Below are 16,947 nucleotides of genomic sequence, written 5' to 3' on the forward strand. Positions count from 1 at the left end.
TTTACAAGATATTACAGTTATTTTAATCCATACTGAGCAAAAGCTATTTCGGTGTTCGCTGTGTCTGTATGATGAATGGTCTTTATACCTAATCGCTCGGCAGCCTGTATAAAAACAGGTCGATCATCTACATAAATAGTTTCAGCGGGATCAACCTGTGCCAAGTCGAGTGCAAACTGATAAATATCTTTATCTGGCTTGCGTGCATGAACAAAACATGACGAAGCGAACACATCGATAAAATCTTTTAATCCAAACTGTTTAATGCGATACTCATTAAGCTCACGGCCCTCATTATTTACAGCAATTGTACGTAAACGATACTTGTGTTTCAGTGTACTAACTAACGTAATCATATCAGGATATGCTTGAGATTTTTCCATCATGAAGTCTTTGAGTGCTTGTTTAGAGAAAGGTCGCTGCTCATAAAAAACCAGTAAGTCCAGGTATTCGTCCAGACTTGTTTTACCCGATTCGTAAGCATCGAATATAATACGATGTCGACCATTCAGCTCTTCAAAATCTAATGAAAACTTATTTGCTGCTTCCTTTCGAGCTTGTGTATCCCACCCATTTGTTAAAAACACTCCTCCTATATCTAGAAAGAGTGCTTTAATTGTTAACTCTTTTGCTGGCATTAAATAGCGGCCTCCTCACGTTTTTGAGCAAGTACATCCATTAAACTATTAAAAGGCTTAATAAATTTCTGAATACCTTCATCCTCCAATTGTTGGGTAACCTGAGAAAGTTTAATACCCACCACATCTTCTAATTGATAAAGTTCATAACGTGCATGTTCTAAATTTTGCTGCAAGCGTGAGGCTGGATCCCCATGATCGCGGTAAGCATCAAGTGTCTCCTTGGGTACCGTGTTAACAGTATCGCGACCTATGAGCGCTTCAATATACATCAAATCATCATATGCCTTATTTTTAACGCTGGTGCTGGCCCATAACAAGCGTTGTGGCTTAGCACCTTTCGCTTCCAAAACGCTGAAACGTTCTGAGAGGAAAAGCTCCTTATAAATCTGGTAAGCAACCTTGGCACTGGCAATAGCAATAGTACCTAATAGTTGTTTAGCTTTGGTGGCCCTGCTAGGATTATCCTGAATAACCTGCTCCAACATAGGATCAACAATCGTGTCAATACGACTTAAAAAGAAGCTGGCCACCGATGCGATATTTTCTAAGGATTCACCCTTCGCTGCGCGTTCCTCTAAGCCAGCAATATACGCCTCTGCCACCTCACGATACCTATCCAACCCAAACAATAGGGTTACATTAATATTAATACCTTCACTGATTAATTGCTTAATAGCAGGCAAACCTTCTTTTGTACCTGGAATTTTGATCATCACATTCTCACGATTTAATGCTTTCCAAGATGATCTTGCCTCTAATATAGACCCTTCAGTATCCAAAGCTAAACCAGGTGAGACTTCTAAACTTACGTAGCCATCAAGCGCCTTTGTATCATGATATACACCTTTAAATAGATCTGCAGCATGCTGCACATCTTCAATGGCAATTTTTAAAAAGATATCTTCCGTTGAAAGGTCTGTTTTGGCCAACTCCTGAATGGTTTCATTATAGTCGTTGCTTCGGGCAATAGCCTCCTCAAAAATAGCAGGGTTTGATGTTACCCCTTTTAGATTGTCTTCATCAATCAACTTCTTTAGCTCACCCGATTGAATGAATGACCTTTTTATATAATCAAGCCAAATACTTTGGCCAAAATCTGGAATTCTTGCTAATGGATTTTTCATCTGTTTATTTTTTGTTTTTTAATGGTGATGAAGCTATCAGATTTATCCATCCCCTTGTGTGGTTTGAATAAATCATGATGGTTTCATATCCTATATTTTTTTTCTAATGCAATAACTTTATCCAAGCGACGCTGAAAGCGTTCACCACCATCATAATTAGCTTTAAGATAAGCCTGTATTATTTCCCACATCAGCACTAAACCAATTACCCTACCACCTAAACAGAGTAGGTTCATATCGTCATGCTCCACCCCCTGATGGGCGGAATAGCTTTCCGTTACTAAGGCTGCCCTTACACCAGGAATCTTATTTGCCGCCACAGACACCCCCACCCCACTTCCGCATACGGCAATTCCCTTACTTACTTCTCCATTAGAAATCGCCTCAGCCAAGGGAACAACTATATCGGGGTAGTCATCCGTCGCGTCATACGTAAAAGCGCCGTAATCCTCCACTTGGTAACCATTATCAGCCAGAAGTTTTAGTAACTGTTCCTTCTGCTCAAATCCGGCATGGTCTGCCGCAATACCTATTTTCATCCTATTATTTTCGTTTTAATTGCTAATGAGCGCTCGAGTAAATAATAATTGCGCTGTGTGTCAGTATTATTTACATCTCTATTTCATTAACTATTTTTAAGAAGTGCTTTTGCTCTATTGTAAATATTTTCCGTGGTGAAACCAAAATGCGCCAGAACGGCGTTTCCTTCCCCTGATTCACCGAAGGTATCAATACCTATCACATCTCCTTCACTACCAATGTACTTGTACCATGGTAGCGTCACACCAGCTTCCACTGCTAGGCGCTTAGGCTGATTTGGTGATAATACAGAATCCCGGTATACTTTATCCTGCTGATTAAAAATCTCGAACGATGGTAAGCTCACTACACGTGCCTTAATGCCTTCGGCAACTAATTTCTCTTGCACTTCTAAAATTAAATGAACTTCAGAACCAGTCGCAATCAAAATAATATCCGGTTCGCCTTCCGAATCACTTAAGATATAAGCGCCTTTTTCTACGTTGCTAGCTGGAGCATATTTTTCCTGATCTATCACCGGTAATTTTTGTCGTGATAAAATCAATGCTACTGGTCCCTTCAGCCTGCTCATTGCAATTTTCCATGCAAAGATTGTTTCATTGGCATCTGCGGGCCGAATTACCGTCAAATTCGGCAACATACGTAAGGAAGAAACTTGCTCGACAGGTTGATGAGTTGGGCCATCTTCACCCAGTGCCACACTATCATGTGTAAATATATACGTAACAGGTGCTTTGGTTAGAGCAGCCAAACGGATAGCCCCACGCATGTAATCAGAGAAAGTCAAAAAAGTACCACCGTAAACCCGCGTGCCTCCGTAAGAAGCCATCCCATTTAATATAGCTCCCATACCATGTTCCCGCACACCAAACCAAATATTGCGTTGATCGTAATGCCCTGGCTGAAAACTTTCGTCGCCTTTTCCGGGTGTACTGTTAGAGCTGGCTAAATCTGCGGAACCACCAATGAGCCAGGGCACATTTTTACGCAAAACCTCTAGCACTTTGCCAGATGCCTCTCGTGTAGCCAACGCATCACCTGCCTTAAAAACAGGGAAATCGACATCCCACTGCTCGGGTAATTCACCGTCGAAACTAAGGGTAAAATCATGCGCCTCCTGTACGTGGCTTTCCTTATACTTACCAAAATCTGTATTCCATAAATCCTGTAACTTAGCGCCTCTTTCCCCTGCTTCAGAAAGATGATCTTTCACACCTTCCGGAATAAAGAAATTCTTTTCAGGATCCCATCCAAAAAACTCTTTGGTTTTCTTTAGGTTATCAACACCTAGGGGGCTCCCATGTACTTTATTGGTTCCCTGTAGCGGACTACCGTATCCAATAATTGTTTTTACCGATATTAATGTAGGCCGGTCTGTTTCTGCTTGCGCATCTTTTATTGCCTGTTCAATTGCATTTATATCATTCCCATCTTCAACGGTAAGTGTATGCCAGTCGTATGCTTTAAAACGCTCCTGTACGTTTTCAGTGAAGGCCAAGCTCGTTGGTCCGTCTAAGGATATTTTGTTGTCATCATATAAATAAATTAGCTTGCCCAATTTAAGGTGCCCGGCCAAAGAGGCCGCTTCTGAAGCAACTCCTTCCATTAAATCGCCATCACTCACAATGCTATAGGTGTAATGATCAATCAATTTATGTCCGTCTCGATTATATTTTGTAGCTAAAAACTTTTCTGCCATGGCAATTCCAATACCATTGCCAAAACCCTGGCCCAGTGGCCCTGTAGTTACTTCGATGCCGGGAGTTAAGACAGATTCGGGGTGACCCGGTGTTTTAGACCCAAGCTGTCGAAAACGTTCCAATTCAGATAGCGGTAAATCATAACCATATAGATGTAATAAGCTATATAACAAGGCAGAACCATGTCCCGCAGATAATATAAAACGATCCCGATTTGGCCATTTAGGATCATTAGGATTAAAGCGTAGAAAACGGCTCCATAACACATAAGCCATAGGAGCAGCACCAAGAGGTAAGCCAGGGTGACCCGAATTGGCCTTCTGCACCATATCAGTTGCTAAAAAGCGAATGGTGTTAATACTCAATTCGTCGATCGTAGTGATGTTTTTCTCTGTCATATTCAATGATAATTTGTTCAACTAATAATTGAAGATTTACGTTAATTCCTTTAAAGTATATATTACAAACCTATATTATATGAACAACATAATGTGGTTATGTTTTGTCAAAAAAAAGGTAATTTTGTATTACGCAAGATAAATTACCATAAAATTACAATTAATAAGATCAAGAATGGTCTAGGCTATAACCATAAAGTTTGGCAAAAACATAATGGCTGTTAAATAGGCAAACCGGAAGATTCTAATAGAGAAATCTATTTTTTTGATTTACAAACGAATAGACCTCTCCATTTCAACGTGAAGTAAAGAAACTGCTTTTAAAAAAAGTAGCCTCAATTTTCAATTATTTAATAGCAGATAAGGCTGCCTTATAATCAGGTTCTTGTGCAATTTCAGGCACTTGTTCTTCATATACAATTTTACCCTCAGGATTAATAACAACAACCGCTCTACTCAATAAGCCTTTCATTGGGCTATCTGCAATCTCCACACCATAATCCTTTCCGAAATCTGATCTAAAATCAGAAAGCATCACAACGTTCTTAATACCTTCGGCACCGCAAAACTGCGCTTGCGCAAAAGGTAAATCTTTGGAAACACAAAGAACCGTGGTATTAGGCAAATTGGCTGCATCTTCATTGAATTTGCGTACAGAAGCTGCGCACACGCCTGTATTTACACTAGGAAAAATATTTAAGATCACATATTTCCCTTTAAACTCTTTGAGACTTTTATCGGATAAATCAACAGCTGTTAAAGAAAAATCCTTTGCATCAGTTCCTACTTTCGGTAATGTCCCAACTGTGTGAATGGCGTTGCCTTTTAATGTAATAGATGTCATATTTGTTGTTTTATTTAATTGTTGATATACGTTAGATTGTTTTTGTGCATATGAGATGCTATAAAAACAAAAAGTAAGACAAAAAAAGAGTGAGTATTTCATTTTATTACAGATTAAGAGAACAATGGTAACACTTTTAGACCAAATAAGTTTGGGTCATCAGTTATTTTACAAAAAATTGATATCCTATTAATTTGGTAAATAATTATGTTTTTCATTAGGAGCCTTATCCGTTCGCTCCTTTTAATAAAGGCTTTCATTTAATTCAATCCAAACAGGCGCATGATCGCTTGTCTTTTCCCATCCACGGACATGGCGGTCAACACCAGCCGCTATCAGGTGCTTCTCAAGTTGTGGGCTCAGCAAGAAGTGATCAATACGTAGCCCTGCATCACGACCATATGCATTCCGAAAATAATCCCAAAATGTATAAATTTTATCTTCAGGATACAGCTTTCGTATCGCGTCCGTCCACCCTTGCATAAGCAACTCCTCAAATGCTGCTCGGGTTTCCGGGCGAAACAAGGCGTCGTCAATCCAGCGTTCCGGTTTATATACATCCCGTTCTGTTGGAATAACGTTATAATCCCCTACCAGCACTATCGGTATATCTTTTGTAAGAAGTTCCTTGGCATGAACGGTGAGCCGTTTAAACCAACTAAGCTTGTAGTCGAATTTTGGACCAGGAGCCGGGTTTCCATTCGGCAAATAAAGACAGCCCACATGTATGCCGTTAACTAAAGCTTCGATATAACGGCTATGAATATCTTCCGGGTCACCTGGAAGCGCCCGTTGAATCTCTTTAATTTCTAAATTGCGCGTTAGAATCGCAACACCATTCCAGCTCTTTTGTCCATGCCAGATAGCATTATAACCTGTGTTACGAATAGCTTCTTCCGGAAATTTCTCTTGAGGCGCTTTTAGTTCTTGCAAACATACAACATCGGGTTTCGTTTCGTTAAGCCAACGGAGCAAAACCGGTAGATGCCCGTTAACTCCATTGACATTATAGGTAGCTATTTTCATCCGTATATAATTTGCTTTTTAAGGATCAAATGGAGCCGCAAGATAGCCATTATTATCTTTCTTGGTCATCTTTGTATACCTTTTTTCAAAAGTATGCAACGGACCAAATAGTTTACCTCTAAGAATAATTTATAGATCTAACTATTTATATAGCTTTCGAGCTGATTAATAGTTTGTTTTTGGTCTTCAATAATGAACTTTACTAAATCGCCAATGGATATAATGCCTATTACGCGGTCATCTTCCATCACAGGTAAATGCCGAAAGTGCTTATTAGTCATAAGTGCCATACAACTGTCTATGCTTTCAATCGGTGAAATTGTATGAGGATTCGGTGTCATCGCTTCGTAAATAGGCGTATCCTTGGAAGATTTTCCCTGTAGAATGATTTTTCGGGCATAATCCCTTTCGGTGAAAATGCCAAGTAGCTTATCTTCTTCGATAACCAGTAGCGCACTGATATTTTTTTCCATCATAAGCTGCAAAGCATTCAAGACAGAATCATTAGTCGATACAGCGTAAACAGCCGCTGGCTTGCTATTAAGAATGTGTTTAACCGTTCTCATAGAGTGTTTAGTTTATAATTGGTAAATAAATATCGCTAAACGTTAGTACGTAAAACTATTCAAATAGATAAAATGGTAATAAAGGTATAATAATGTTGCAAAGTAAAGATACGTGTTTTTACTTGTAAATAAAAGAAACGAATTTACCCACACGTTAACTCATCGCCATGAGGCTATTCCGATGACCGCTTTCCGTTTTCTCTCCATGGAATCAATAACAGATTATCATTCCGGCAGCGAATTTCAAACCCTTCATTTCAATTTACTTTGTTTCCAAGAATTTATATTAACTTTGAGATCGCAACGACCTTTGTGTTTATGAAAATGTCATTGGTATCTTTAAGTAAATTACTGAAGATCAGAATCACTTATGACAATGTTAGAGTTATGCCTTATTTAAGAATAAATAAGCGGTATATTATTACAGAACATTTTCTGACGAAGGAGTTAGAATTGAATAATTTAGACACGTATGAATGGCATACTTTATCCACTGCTGAACTGTCAGACATTTTGACTTTTCAATCAACTTTTCACTTACAAAAGGAATATGATCCCATCTTACCTAAATAAATAATGCATTAATTGTAAAACAGTAGATTCATTATAGTAAGAAGATTTTCTAAATTTATATCTTTAAAGCTTCGTTAAATGATAAGATTATCGATTAGGTTAATAGGAAAAACAATGAGTCCGATATACCTTGAATAAATATTAGCATATATATGAGCAACTTTCTGAAAGTAATACATCCTACCGGTCAAGTAGAGTGGATAAACATCGATCATATTTTTTCTTTTTATCCACTGGAAAACCCTAGTCCAACACAACAGACGGTCATTAAGCTGATAAACGGAAGTAAAGTCACTATTTCCCAAACGGTAGATGAAATACTAAAGCAAGTAAATCTTTAGTCAAGGGGGGCTATTTACCTCTTTAATGCTTCGTGACTACTGAATAATTTTATAAAATTAAGGTTCTGTACTTCCATTCAAAATCCATGCAAGATTAAATTTATTAAACTCTATAGATTTATTACTATTAGCAGAATCATGCACATTCTCATTGTATTCTATTAAGGCACCAATACAGTAGTCGGAAGTTTTCACCATGCTGGAGTAGCCGCCGTAAACTACTGTACTGGAAGTATAGTTGCAATTACTGCTACTATAAAGCGCTCTACTTTTAGGCCAAGTATCACCATCATCGTAACTGATCCTCACCGTCATATTACAACGCTGACTGGTACCATTTGGATTCAGAAAAATAATCCTGTTAGGGTCATCAACATTATACCGAAGAATTGATCCTTCACATTTAGGGTCAGGAAGCGCAGAAACGGTAGAAAAAGCAGGGAAACCAGTAGAAATAGATCCAACAGATTTTCTACGCGTCTTAGACAAATTCCATTGCGTAGTATTCGGACGATCGTTTCTCATTAAACTACCGTTCATCAGTTCCACTATTGTACTTTCGTCTGTACCTTCCGAAACAAGTTCGTAATGCCATGTAGCACCATGATCGTCGCTGTAAATATTCCTTCCATAAGCTGGAATAACCAACCTTCCAGGATTATTATAGGCAGTTCTAATACCGATACCAGGTCCAACACAATCCCATTTGTAATGAGTGGGTGTCAACGCATTTGTTCGATCAACGGGGTCAGACCAGGTAATACCATCGTCATCACTGTATGCTGTATGAATTCTTCTGTCTCCCCAAGCTTGAAAATCCGACCATTGCGTCTTGAATTCATCATTCCATTCCATAAAAAGCCATATTCTACCATTCTCACCTTCACTCGGGTCATAAACAGCAGTAGGATTACCCCATGTACCGGCTCCCTTTCCTACCACTTCTCCCAATGCAGACCAATCTGTTCCATTGTTAATTGATCTTTTAAATACGATATTGATATCCCCGTAATCGCTCGGGCTCCATCTTCTGCCTTCTGCAAAGGCAATCAACGTGCCCTTTTTTGTTTTAACAATAGACGGGATACGAAAGGAATGATAGATACCTTCGTTACCGCCATTAAACAATATTTTACGTGTACTTATAGGTGCTGCCATTGAGGAGGCATCTACCGCTGCTTTTGCAGACACATTTGGGCCTTCAAGGGTACTAGCATCTACAGCTCTTTTGGAACATCCTGTTACACCAAAAGCCACACTTAAAATGCAATAAATGATTGCAAAATAATTAACACCGATTTTAAAATTAGTCATAGGAAGTATATTGGTTATTAGTTATTATGTAGAACATATCAAATGTCTAAACTATTTCTTATAATTCCAAATATTTCTTTTTATAGAAGAATCTACCTAAGTGAATGATACAGCCAGTACAACAAAATATTATTTATTATTTTTGAAGAACACGGCGATCGCAAAAAAATAAATAAATGGAGAATACAATAGTAAGTGTCGAATGGTTGCATAAAAATCTTGAAGAGGTTGATTTGATTGTGCTAGATGCAAGCCAGAAAAGCAACAAGGCCAATATGGAAAGCAGTGGCAAAAATTTTCAGATTGCGAATGCCCGTCCAGTTAATTTGGAAAAAGATTTTAGCGATCCTACACATAAATTTCCGCATATGCTTCCAAGTCCTCTTCACTTCGAAGCAGCTTGTCGAAAACTAGGCATCAACAAATCCAGCAAAATCGTTGTATACGATAATCTGGGCATCTATTTTAGCCCGAGAGTATGGTGGATGTTTAAGGCGATGGGTCATTCTGCTATAAGTGTGCTTGACGGCGGATTGCCGGCATGGAAAAACAAAGGTTATCCTGTTGAGCCTGTTCAAAATGCTTATGGAAAACAAGGAAATTTTAAAGCAACTTTTATAGCAGAAAAGGTGAAAGACTATACCTTTATAACCGACAACTTAACGTTGCAGCAAGCCATTGTTATCGACGCCAGAGCAGCTAACCGATTTAATGGATTAGATCCAGAACCCAGAGAAGGTCTGCGATCCGGACATATTCCCGGGTCGCTAAATATTCCTTTCCAGGAGGTTCTTTTAAACGGGCAATACAAAACGAAAGAAGAGCTGACGAAAATTTTCGCCCCTGTAGGTACCGATAATAAAACATTGGTTTTTAGTTGCGGATCTGGTGTTACCGCCTGTATTGTTTTACTTGCAAGTGAATTAATTCTTAAAAATGCCAAAGCAGTATATGACGGTTCATGGGCCGAATGGGGCTATTATGATAAAAACATTGCAGATTGAAAATGGCAGCGCTAAATAGCTAAAATAATAAAAAGTAAAAAAATCTATATATCAATTAAATATACCTACCTTTGTCCTAATTAATTTTTATTTTATTTTTATACAATGCAAGAAGGCGTAGTAAAATTTTTCAACGAAACTAAAGGTTTCGGATTTATCACCCCCAACGATGGTGGACGTGAAATTTTTGTTCATTCATCTGGGTTAAAAGACCGTATTCGTGAGAACGATGATGTTGTATTTGATGTAGAACAAGGTCAAAAAGGTTTAAACGCAGTAAATGTTAAGTTGGCATAGTTCAACATTCAGATATTGACAAAAGCCATCCTTAGGGATGGCTTTTTTTGTGCAATATTTTCAGCAAATTGCATGCTCATGTGCAGTAAAATAATTGCAGTGCTTACAAATAGAACAGATTGTCCTACCGATAAAATGTTAAAAGAATTAGTTTACTACTTCTTTTGCTATAGCTTTATTTGCGTATTTTTCTAAGAAAGAGGCTTTAGAGTCATGATAAGAAGTCACCCCTCCTATAAAATGCAAGAATTTAATATAATACCAAGCCAGGTCAATCTGGTGAACCAAAAATCCAGAACGGGCACTTCTCGGATAGAGGTGATGATTATTATGCCACTCCCCTGCTACGATACCTGGCCAGAGCTGATTAATAGACATATCTTTTTCATTGAAATCATAGCCCTTTCTTCGTTTATCTTCTCCCTTTCCATGCCCTTCATAATTGAATGTACGCACGCCAACAGCCCAAAATGCAGCAGCTCCAAATAGTGCACAGGCTAAACCATGTCCGCCGATCAGATAAAATATAGCATACCATATGGTCCAATTTAGGGTACATTCCAGCAAAGCACGTCCTGGATGAACGATTGATCCCCATTTTTGGTAACTGTTATAAGAATTGGGCTGCACACCGGTATGGGACATAAGCTGAATCGTACGGCTATATTCGTCTGTCGTTAAGTCCTTTGAAATAGGTTGATGGTTTACATCTGCCAGAAAACAATAAAGAAAACCTCCGTTCGCATTATAAGGATCTCCCGGTTGATCCGACTTTGCGTGGTGTACGTGATGAGAAATAGCATATATTTCTTCTGGAATCATGCTTATCGTTAGATTTTGAGTTAGAATTCTCCAGAAGCGATTTTTAAATTCATATGCCTTGTGTGTACAGTAGCGATGATGCCAGATGGTCCCATGAGTCCCCATAATAATCATGCTGTATACGAATGCGATAAGCAGCAAGCCTATGCTGAAAAATTTAAAAATAAAAAGAAACAGCAGCGGTATTAATACAATCACTCTTAACCAGCTAAATAAAGGCAGCCAATTTTTTCTTGATCGAAAAATATTTAAACGTTTGAAAAATTCTCGCAGGATTTGTTTTGTGGTTGGTTTACTTAACGCTCCTCTTTGATCTGCCCACCCATAAGAAGGTGGATCTAGCACTTTATCTAATAACATCTTTACCAATAATTCACGGAAAGTACAACCTTTTATTGGTAAAACATGCAATTTGACAAAAAATTAACATTACTTAACATTTTATAGACCAGCTCAACATGCCTTTTCTACACGCTTATCCAACCAAATCAAATATTAATTCTTTGGTTTCCAATTAATTTATTATATTTACGAATGTCTCGAAAAAGATTGAAGACAGGATTTTTAAAGATGGAGATATTGGTATCTCTCATTCAACTTAATAGCCTTCAAATATAAAAGGCTATTTTTGATTGAAACCTATTGAAAAGTTTACACCTTTAAAATACTCTTTCATTGTAAAACATAGTAGTCATTTTTTTAATATCATTACAATGGAAAACTACCACCAATACAATCGTATATTTAGAAACGAAATACGCAAGCAGTCTTATTATTTCCACCCGGATTATCTAATCCAGGCTATTTAGATTATGTAATAGCGATAAAATAGTGCGCTACATATATCAAATATTCTATTGTTACAGAGTAGATAACAGCGGATTAAATTTTCACACTTATTCATTTTACTATGAGCAGAGATAAAAAAACGCCAAAGAGCACAGAAAAGAAGACCGCTTCAGATTACCAGAGCGGCAAAAATGCTTCAACAAAAGCAGAAATTATTTCAACAGGAAAACCAGCTACCAAGAAAGGGAAATAGCAAATATTATTGTAATAATTAATTAAAGAAAATCCTTAAACAATTTAATTTGAAGAGTAAAAATATATTATGCAAAAAGGAACTATAAAGTTTTTTAACGAAAGTAGAGGATTTGGATTTATCACATTACAATCCAGTGAAAACGAAATATTTGTACATATTTCAGGATTAATTGATAAAGTACGGGAGAATGATGAGGTTGTATTTGATGTTGTACAGGGCCCTAAAGGCTTAAGTGCTGTCAAAGTAAAAATCGCCTAATTCTTTGGTCTTTCTGAAGCATTCTTTTTGACGAAAGAGTGCTCTTTTATTTAATACAAAATCCGTTTACTATTTGCATATTCTTATAATGAAAGATCTGCTTTGAAAAGGGGGTCTGCAAATAAATGTAAAAAATAAAAATGAGACAGCTAAAGATTTCCGAATCTATAACCAACCGTAGTAATCACTCCTTAAGTTTGTACCTAACAGAAGTAAGTAAAATCGAATTAATCAGTGCCGATGAAGAAGCTATTCTTGCAAAGAAAATAAGAGAAGGCGACCAGGCTGCATTAGAACGTCTTACAAGAGCAAATTTGAGATTTGTAATATCTGTTGCCAAACAATATCAACATCAAGGTTTAGTACTTGAAGACTTAATAAATGAAGGCAATTTAGGATTGGTAAAAGCGGCAAAGCGATTTGATGAAACAAAGGGATTCAAGTTTATCTCCTATGCCGTTTGGTGGATAAGACAGAGTATAATGTCTGCCGTTTCCATTCAATCGCGTGTGGTGCGTCTTCCCGGTAATCAGATTTCTAACCTAATTAAAGTCCGAAAAGCACAAGCTTCACTTGAGCAACGGCTTGAACGGGAACCTAGTATTGACGAGTTAGCTTTAGACTTAGACACTTCGCCCGAAAGAATTATTGACGCATTAAAAAATGCCGAAAGGCAGATCTCCGTTGATGCCCCCTCCATTATGATGGAAGAAGGCACTCTTTTAGATGTTTTACCAAACTTCGAAGCGCCTACCGATCAGCAATTGGTACTGGATTCACTTAATATACAAATTCATAAAGCACTGGAAAATCTTTCTTCACGCGAGCAGCAAATACTGGTACTGTTTTACGGTCTTTTTAGCAATGAGCCACATACGCTGGAAGAAATAGCCGACGAGCTTCAGCTTACCCGTGAACGCATTAGACAATTAAAAACAAAGGCTTTACTTCATATTAAGCATTCATCATCCGGTAGAGACTTATTATTAAATATGTAGACAGTAAACCAATAATGCGAGGTAAATCCTGATCACATGACCTGTTATATTAATCTAAGGCAATCAGTTTGCCTACTCTATGGATTTAACAAACAAATTGCTTTTTTAATTGTAATAAAAGTATAAAAAGCAGATAAGATCATGAGCATTATTAAAAGTACTATTGGCATTGTATTCCTTGCAGGAACCTTAATATTTTCTAGCTGTGGCCAAAAGAGCAAAGAAAATAACCTTGAAAGCGAAACAGATTACACAGATACTGTGGAATCCGCTACGCCTTTAAATGATAACAACATGCGTAATGATCAACCGAATGAAGAGCTAACTAAAAAAGATTCGCTAAAGAAGGATTCACTGTAGGTAGCATCCGTTTCTCAACATCCCATTTAAACACAAATTAAGGGCGTCAGCAGGCATAGACGCCCAAAAAATGAAAATGGCATGAGCTTGTGAATAAATAAATACTATTCTAACCCTTTTTCAGCGGATTTACCCCGCCCATCTTTACTAAGTCTATCAACGACCTGCACCAGATTACTGAATTCTTCTTTATCAAACAAACGCGTTAAATATTGAATCTTACCGGCGCGGTCGATGAGTACATTACGCGTTACACCAGCCTTTTTATCCGCAAATTTTTGAAAAATAGCAGCATTAGGATCTAATGCCAATGGATAGCTTATCTGCATATTCTTATGGAATTTTTGCACGGTTTCTAGTGGTTCATCACGATCAACACCAATAAGCACTACATCCTTATCCTTATAGGCCTGCCATATTTCGCGCTCTAGATGCGGCATTTCCTCGCGGCACACTTTACACCAAGATGCAGTAAATTGTAGCACAACAATTTTTCCTCTCAACTCTTTCAAAGATGTTTTGCTTCCATCTTGCAGTACCAGCTCAAAATCATCAGGAGCAATGTCTCCTACCCGCACAAGGTAACCGCGGTTGTCGCTATTAGGATTTTCAAATTTACTATCCTGCGCCTTAACGGTAAAGGCAACCAATATAATAATCAGGTTTAATATATACGTTTTCATTAGAAAATGATTTATCAATTTAATAGATACAACATTATAAAACTTATTCACCAATCTCTTTTAATGCATTTGTTAAACTTCTAATTGCATTAGTGAGTTGCGAAAGACCCTCTTCTGCTTCTTTGTAGTGTCCTTCTTCCAATCCTTCCCGCACACCTGGAAGCGTTTTCACTCCATACCCCGTATAATAGCCTGGTGCATAAATGCTATGACTGTACCAGGCGCGTCGGGGCAATCCGCTCGCGAGCAGCAATTTCTTTTCCGCTTGAAATAATTTATTGTTGATGGTTGGTATATCTGAAGTTTTTCCACTGAAATTTTTCTGACGTTCCTTTAGCGCCAGCGACTCCCGTTTGAGAGAATCTATAGAAGAGAGCAGCAACGTAAAATCAAACGGTGGAACCTGCGGTTTTCTTTTGGGAGCTATAAAACTAGTTTTCGGATCAGCTGCTTCCCGATATACACCTTTTTCAATCAACTCATTATATAAAGCATTGCTCTTACGAAGCGATTTCGCTTGGTTAATAAGATTCTCCGCATAATGAGCGATGGCATCAGCTAAACCATCATACGCGAAAGGCAGAACGGTGGCATCGGCAAGCCGTAAAACTGCTCTTCCCGACACTTGGGAAAGGGCTAAACCGTAGCTAAAATCCGGGTCTTTAAAGCGGATATAATTATCATAGGAGTCATAGATGGAATGGTACTCTCCTCCCTCACTTTCCCCGTCGAAAGCGAAATTTAAACTAGGTATACCGAGGTGCTGCAGAAAAGCAGAATAGTCAGATCCTGTGCCCAGCGCTCCAAGGCTAAAATCTGTTTTCTCCAATAAAGAACTTTGCGAAGGACCGGAAGCTTGTAGTATTTCATTCGCTCGTTTACGATCAAAAATCGTCGTCTGTGTTCGCGGATCTTTTACATCCTTTGCTATCTCCGTTACCAGTTGCGTAAGCGCATGAGAACCCCCAGCATTAAAAAAGCCTGCACCGTTATTATCCGTATTAATATAGGCTACAGCTTTCGCGCGGAGTTCCTCCGCATGATCTTCTACCCATTCCGTAGAGCCCAACAGCGATTGCTCTTCACCATCCCATGCACAATATACCAATGTTCTTTTTGGTTTGTATCCGTCTTTAACGAGCGCTCCTATTGCCTTAGCTTCCTCAAGAAGAGACGCAAGTCCGCTTACAGGATCGGAGGCGCCGTTTACCCAGGCATCGTGATGATTTCCTCTTATTACCCATTCATCAGGAAATTCGGCCCCTTTTATTTTGGCAATAACATTATAGGCCGGTACAATATCCCAGCTTTGCTTTATCAAAAGATGCACAGCCGTTTTTGCACCTCCGCCTACTCTATACGTTAAGGGCAATGCACCGCGCCATTCCTCCGGGGCCGCCGGTCCATCTAAAGCCTCTAATAAAGGTTTTGCATCATGAAAGCTGATCGGGAGAACAGGAATTTTCAAAATAGTGGTAGCTTCTTCCCTCGTCAAACGTTTCGCATTTTTTAACGACGGAATTCCGGGCGTAAGCGGATCTCCAGGATAAACAACCATATCCATAACGGATCCTCTCTGCACAGTGTGTTCATTTTTAAAAGGTCCTATCGGATAGGGATCCCCCTGGTAATAACCGTCATCTTTGGGGTCAGAATAAATAATACAACCTATAGCACCATGTTCATAAGCTACTTTAGGTTTAATGCCGCGCCAGCTCTTTCCATATTTTGCAATAACAATTTTACCCTTCACATCAATTCCCAATCGCTCTAGTTGCTCATAATCAGTAGGCAAACCATAATTCACATAAACCAATGGGGCAGTTACATCACCATCCGCACCCCAAGCATTATAAGTAGGCAATTGTCCGTCCTGTCCTGAAGTAGCATCTTCAGCGAAGGCCGGTTCTTTTAAAACAGCAGTGAACTTGTTTGGTGCCAATAATTCCAATTTGCGTTCAATAGGCGTAGGGAATAATACATAATAGGTCTCTATGTTTGAATCCCAACCATACGATTGAAACTGTTTATGAATGTTCTCCGCTACATCTTTACCTGCATCGGAGCCCAAATGATGCGGTTTAGCAGACAGCTCCTTTATATTTCTACCGATACTTTCTTTTTGTAATAAATTATCAAATTTCTGCTCCAAAACCTGCTGCTCTTTTGTTTGGGCATAAAGTCCTATAGAAAATGCTGATACAAGCAAGTTTGTGACTATTATCGTTTTTCTATAAACACTTCTCTTAAATAGTTGGTGGATACCACTATTTTCAGTATTCACCGGTAAATTAATATTGCTGTGGAGCACTTTGGGTAAGCGTATGTTCATGTTTGCTAAAATTGATAAGCCAAAAATACATTATATCTACCTTTTTAGTAGTTTTATTTAAAATAAATTGACATTTATTTT

At 38.4% G+C, this 16,947-nt stretch carries 19 protein-coding genes; 8 read left to right on the forward strand and 11 right to left on the reverse strand.

The window, feature by feature from the left end; all coding sequences use genetic code 11:
- Positions 1–17: 17 nt before the first annotated feature.
- The 7 genes from BMY50_RS04675 to BMY50_RS04705 form a co-directional block, all read right to left on the reverse strand.
- Positions 18–638, reverse strand: a complete 621-nt coding sequence (locus BMY50_RS04675; RefSeq protein WP_093319178.1) for an HAD family hydrolase — start codon at positions 636–638, stop codon at positions 18–20.
- A complete protein-coding gene (tal, locus tag BMY50_RS04680) occupies positions 638–1,765 on the reverse strand; it encodes a transaldolase (RefSeq protein WP_093319181.1) in 1,128 nt (375 codons plus the stop codon). The genes BMY50_RS04675 and tal overlap by 1 nt, the downstream gene beginning before the upstream one ends.
- Positions 1,766–1,848: 83 nt before the next feature.
- On the reverse strand, positions 1,849–2,304 hold the full coding sequence (locus tag BMY50_RS04685) for an RpiB/LacA/LacB family sugar-phosphate isomerase (RefSeq protein WP_093319184.1): 456 nt from the start codon (positions 2,302–2,304) through the stop codon (positions 1,849–1,851).
- 86 nt (positions 2,305–2,390) lie between these two features.
- Positions 2,391–4,403 (reverse strand): transketolase, encoded by a 2,013-nt coding sequence (gene tkt, locus BMY50_RS04690; RefSeq protein WP_093319187.1) that lies wholly within the window; start codon positions 4,401–4,403, stop codon positions 2,391–2,393.
- A gap of 346 nt (positions 4,404–4,749) precedes the next feature.
- The gene (gene tpx / locus BMY50_RS04695) at positions 4,750–5,247 is read right to left on the reverse strand and encodes a thiol peroxidase (RefSeq protein ID WP_093323575.1); all 498 of its coding nucleotides are present in this window, start codon (positions 5,245–5,247) and stop codon (positions 4,750–4,752) included.
- Between the two features lie 243 nt (positions 5,248–5,490).
- Complete coding sequence (gene xth / locus BMY50_RS04700) at positions 5,491–6,273, reverse strand: exodeoxyribonuclease III (protein ID WP_093319190.1); 783 nt, start codon at positions 6,271–6,273, stop codon at positions 5,491–5,493.
- Between the two features lie 137 nt (positions 6,274–6,410).
- A complete protein-coding gene (locus BMY50_RS04705; protein ID WP_093319194.1) occupies positions 6,411–6,839 on the reverse strand; it encodes a CBS domain-containing protein in 429 nt (142 codons plus the stop codon).
- A gap of 318 nt (positions 6,840–7,157) precedes the next feature.
- On the opposite strand from BMY50_RS04705, the gene BMY50_RS04710 reads away from it, so the two are divergent.
- Positions 7,158–7,412 (forward strand): hypothetical protein, encoded by a 255-nt coding sequence (locus BMY50_RS04710; RefSeq protein ID WP_093319198.1) that lies wholly within the window; start codon positions 7,158–7,160, stop codon positions 7,410–7,412.
- 152 nt (positions 7,413–7,564) lie between these two features.
- Entirely contained in the window at positions 7,565–7,753 is a 189-nt protein-coding gene (locus BMY50_RS04715; protein ID WP_093319202.1) for a hypothetical protein, read from the forward strand.
- Between the two features lie 57 nt (positions 7,754–7,810).
- Here the strand turns inward: BMY50_RS04715 and BMY50_RS04720 are convergent, their stop codons facing one another.
- Positions 7,811–9,067, reverse strand: coding sequence for a sialidase family protein (locus BMY50_RS04720; RefSeq protein ID WP_093319207.1), 1,257 nt, complete (start codon positions 9,065–9,067; stop codon positions 7,811–7,813).
- Between the two features lie 176 nt (positions 9,068–9,243).
- Here BMY50_RS04720 and BMY50_RS04725 point away from each other — a divergent pair, with 176 nt between their 5' ends.
- Positions 9,244–10,071 (forward strand): sulfurtransferase, encoded by an 828-nt coding sequence (locus BMY50_RS04725; protein ID WP_093319213.1) that lies wholly within the window; start codon positions 9,244–9,246, stop codon positions 10,069–10,071.
- 105 nt (positions 10,072–10,176) lie between these two features.
- The gene (locus tag BMY50_RS04730) at positions 10,177–10,368 is read left to right on the forward strand and encodes a cold-shock protein (protein ID WP_093319217.1); all 192 of its coding nucleotides are present in this window, start codon (positions 10,177–10,179) and stop codon (positions 10,366–10,368) included.
- A gap of 147 nt (positions 10,369–10,515) precedes the next feature.
- Here the strand turns inward: BMY50_RS04730 and BMY50_RS04735 are convergent, their stop codons facing one another.
- Positions 10,516–11,550 carry a fatty acid desaturase gene (locus BMY50_RS04735; RefSeq protein WP_093319222.1) on the reverse strand — a complete coding sequence of 345 codons (1,035 nt, stop codon included), beginning with the start codon at positions 11,548–11,550 and terminating at the stop codon, positions 10,516–10,518.
- A 550-nt stretch (positions 11,551–12,100) separates the two neighbouring features.
- On the opposite strand from BMY50_RS04735, the gene BMY50_RS28550 reads away from it, so the two are divergent.
- From BMY50_RS28550 to BMY50_RS04750, 4 genes are all read left to right on the forward strand, one after another.
- Complete coding sequence (locus BMY50_RS28550) at positions 12,101–12,232, forward strand: hypothetical protein (RefSeq protein WP_262496881.1); 132 nt, start codon at positions 12,101–12,103, stop codon at positions 12,230–12,232.
- A 69-nt stretch (positions 12,233–12,301) separates the two neighbouring features.
- Positions 12,302–12,493 (forward strand): cold-shock protein, encoded by a 192-nt coding sequence (locus BMY50_RS04740; protein ID WP_093319225.1) that lies wholly within the window; start codon positions 12,302–12,304, stop codon positions 12,491–12,493.
- A gap of 140 nt (positions 12,494–12,633) precedes the next feature.
- Complete coding sequence (locus BMY50_RS04745) at positions 12,634–13,491, forward strand: sigma-70 family RNA polymerase sigma factor (RefSeq protein WP_093319230.1); 858 nt, start codon at positions 12,634–12,636, stop codon at positions 13,489–13,491.
- 141 nt (positions 13,492–13,632) lie between these two features.
- A complete protein-coding gene (locus BMY50_RS04750; protein WP_093319234.1) occupies positions 13,633–13,851 on the forward strand; it encodes a hypothetical protein in 219 nt (72 codons plus the stop codon).
- 104 nt (positions 13,852–13,955) lie between these two features.
- Here BMY50_RS04750 and BMY50_RS04755 read toward each other — a convergent pair whose 3' ends face one another.
- Together BMY50_RS04755 and BMY50_RS04760 are read right to left on the reverse strand one after the other, a co-directional pair.
- Positions 13,956–14,534, reverse strand: coding sequence for a peroxiredoxin family protein (locus tag BMY50_RS04755; protein ID WP_093319239.1), 579 nt, complete (start codon positions 14,532–14,534; stop codon positions 13,956–13,958).
- A gap of 43 nt (positions 14,535–14,577) precedes the next feature.
- Entirely contained in the window at positions 14,578–16,866 is a 2,289-nt protein-coding gene (locus BMY50_RS04760) for a M28 family metallopeptidase (protein ID WP_093319244.1), read from the reverse strand.
- Positions 16,867–16,947: the final 81 nt, after the last annotated feature.

Source organism: Olivibacter domesticus, assembly GCF_900109575.1.
Classification (GTDB): domain Bacteria; phylum Bacteroidota; class Bacteroidia; order Sphingobacteriales; family Sphingobacteriaceae; genus Olivibacter; species Olivibacter domesticus.

What these genes read in the sequence shown, in the direction of transcription:
- BMY50_RS04710 (WP_093319198.1), top strand. Translation starts at nt 7,158, where the DNA reads ATGAAAATGTCATTGGTATCTTTAAGTAAATTACTGAAGATCAGAATC.
- tkt (WP_093319187.1), bottom strand. Translation starts at nt 4,403, where the DNA reads ATGACAGAGAAAAACATCACTACGATCGACGAATTGAGTATTAACACC.
- BMY50_RS04720 (WP_093319207.1), bottom strand. Translation starts at nt 9,067, where the DNA reads ATGACTAATTTTAAAATCGGTGTTAATTATTTTGCAATCATTTATTGC.
- BMY50_RS04750 (WP_093319234.1), top strand. Translation starts at nt 13,633, where the DNA reads ATGAGCATTATTAAAAGTACTATTGGCATTGTATTCCTTGCAGGAACC.
- tal (WP_093319181.1), bottom strand. Translation starts at nt 1,765, where the DNA reads ATGAAAAATCCATTAGCAAGAATTCCAGATTTTGGCCAAAGTATTTGG.
- tpx (WP_093323575.1), bottom strand. Translation starts at nt 5,247, where the DNA reads ATGACATCTATTACATTAAAAGGCAACGCCATTCACACAGTTGGGACA.
- BMY50_RS04715 (WP_093319202.1), top strand. Translation starts at nt 7,565, where the DNA reads ATGAGCAACTTTCTGAAAGTAATACATCCTACCGGTCAAGTAGAGTGG.
- BMY50_RS04745 (WP_093319230.1), top strand. Translation starts at nt 12,634, where the DNA reads ATGAGACAGCTAAAGATTTCCGAATCTATAACCAACCGTAGTAATCAC.
- BMY50_RS28550 (WP_262496881.1), top strand. Translation starts at nt 12,101, where the DNA reads ATGAGCAGAGATAAAAAAACGCCAAAGAGCACAGAAAAGAAGACCGCT.
- BMY50_RS04675 (WP_093319178.1), bottom strand. Translation starts at nt 638, where the DNA reads ATGCCAGCAAAAGAGTTAACAATTAAAGCACTCTTTCTAGATATAGGA.
- BMY50_RS04755 (WP_093319239.1), bottom strand. Translation starts at nt 14,534, where the DNA reads ATGAAAACGTATATATTAAACCTGATTATTATATTGGTTGCCTTTACC.
- BMY50_RS04685 (WP_093319184.1), bottom strand. Translation starts at nt 2,304, where the DNA reads ATGAAAATAGGTATTGCGGCAGACCATGCCGGATTTGAGCAGAAGGAA.
- BMY50_RS04730 (WP_093319217.1), top strand. Translation starts at nt 10,177, where the DNA reads ATGCAAGAAGGCGTAGTAAAATTTTTCAACGAAACTAAAGGTTTCGGA.
- BMY50_RS04740 (WP_093319225.1), top strand. Translation starts at nt 12,302, where the DNA reads ATGCAAAAAGGAACTATAAAGTTTTTTAACGAAAGTAGAGGATTTGGA.
- xth (WP_093319190.1), bottom strand. Translation starts at nt 6,273, where the DNA reads ATGAAAATAGCTACCTATAATGTCAATGGAGTTAACGGGCATCTACCG.
- BMY50_RS04735 (WP_093319222.1), bottom strand. Translation starts at nt 11,550, where the DNA reads ATGTTATTAGATAAAGTGCTAGATCCACCTTCTTATGGGTGGGCAGAT.
- BMY50_RS04760 (WP_093319244.1), bottom strand. Translation starts at nt 16,866, where the DNA reads ATGAACATACGCTTACCCAAAGTGCTCCACAGCAATATTAATTTACCG.
- BMY50_RS04725 (WP_093319213.1), top strand. Translation starts at nt 9,244, where the DNA reads ATGGAGAATACAATAGTAAGTGTCGAATGGTTGCATAAAAATCTTGAA.
- BMY50_RS04705 (WP_093319194.1), bottom strand. Translation starts at nt 6,839, where the DNA reads ATGAGAACGGTTAAACACATTCTTAATAGCAAGCCAGCGGCTGTTTAC.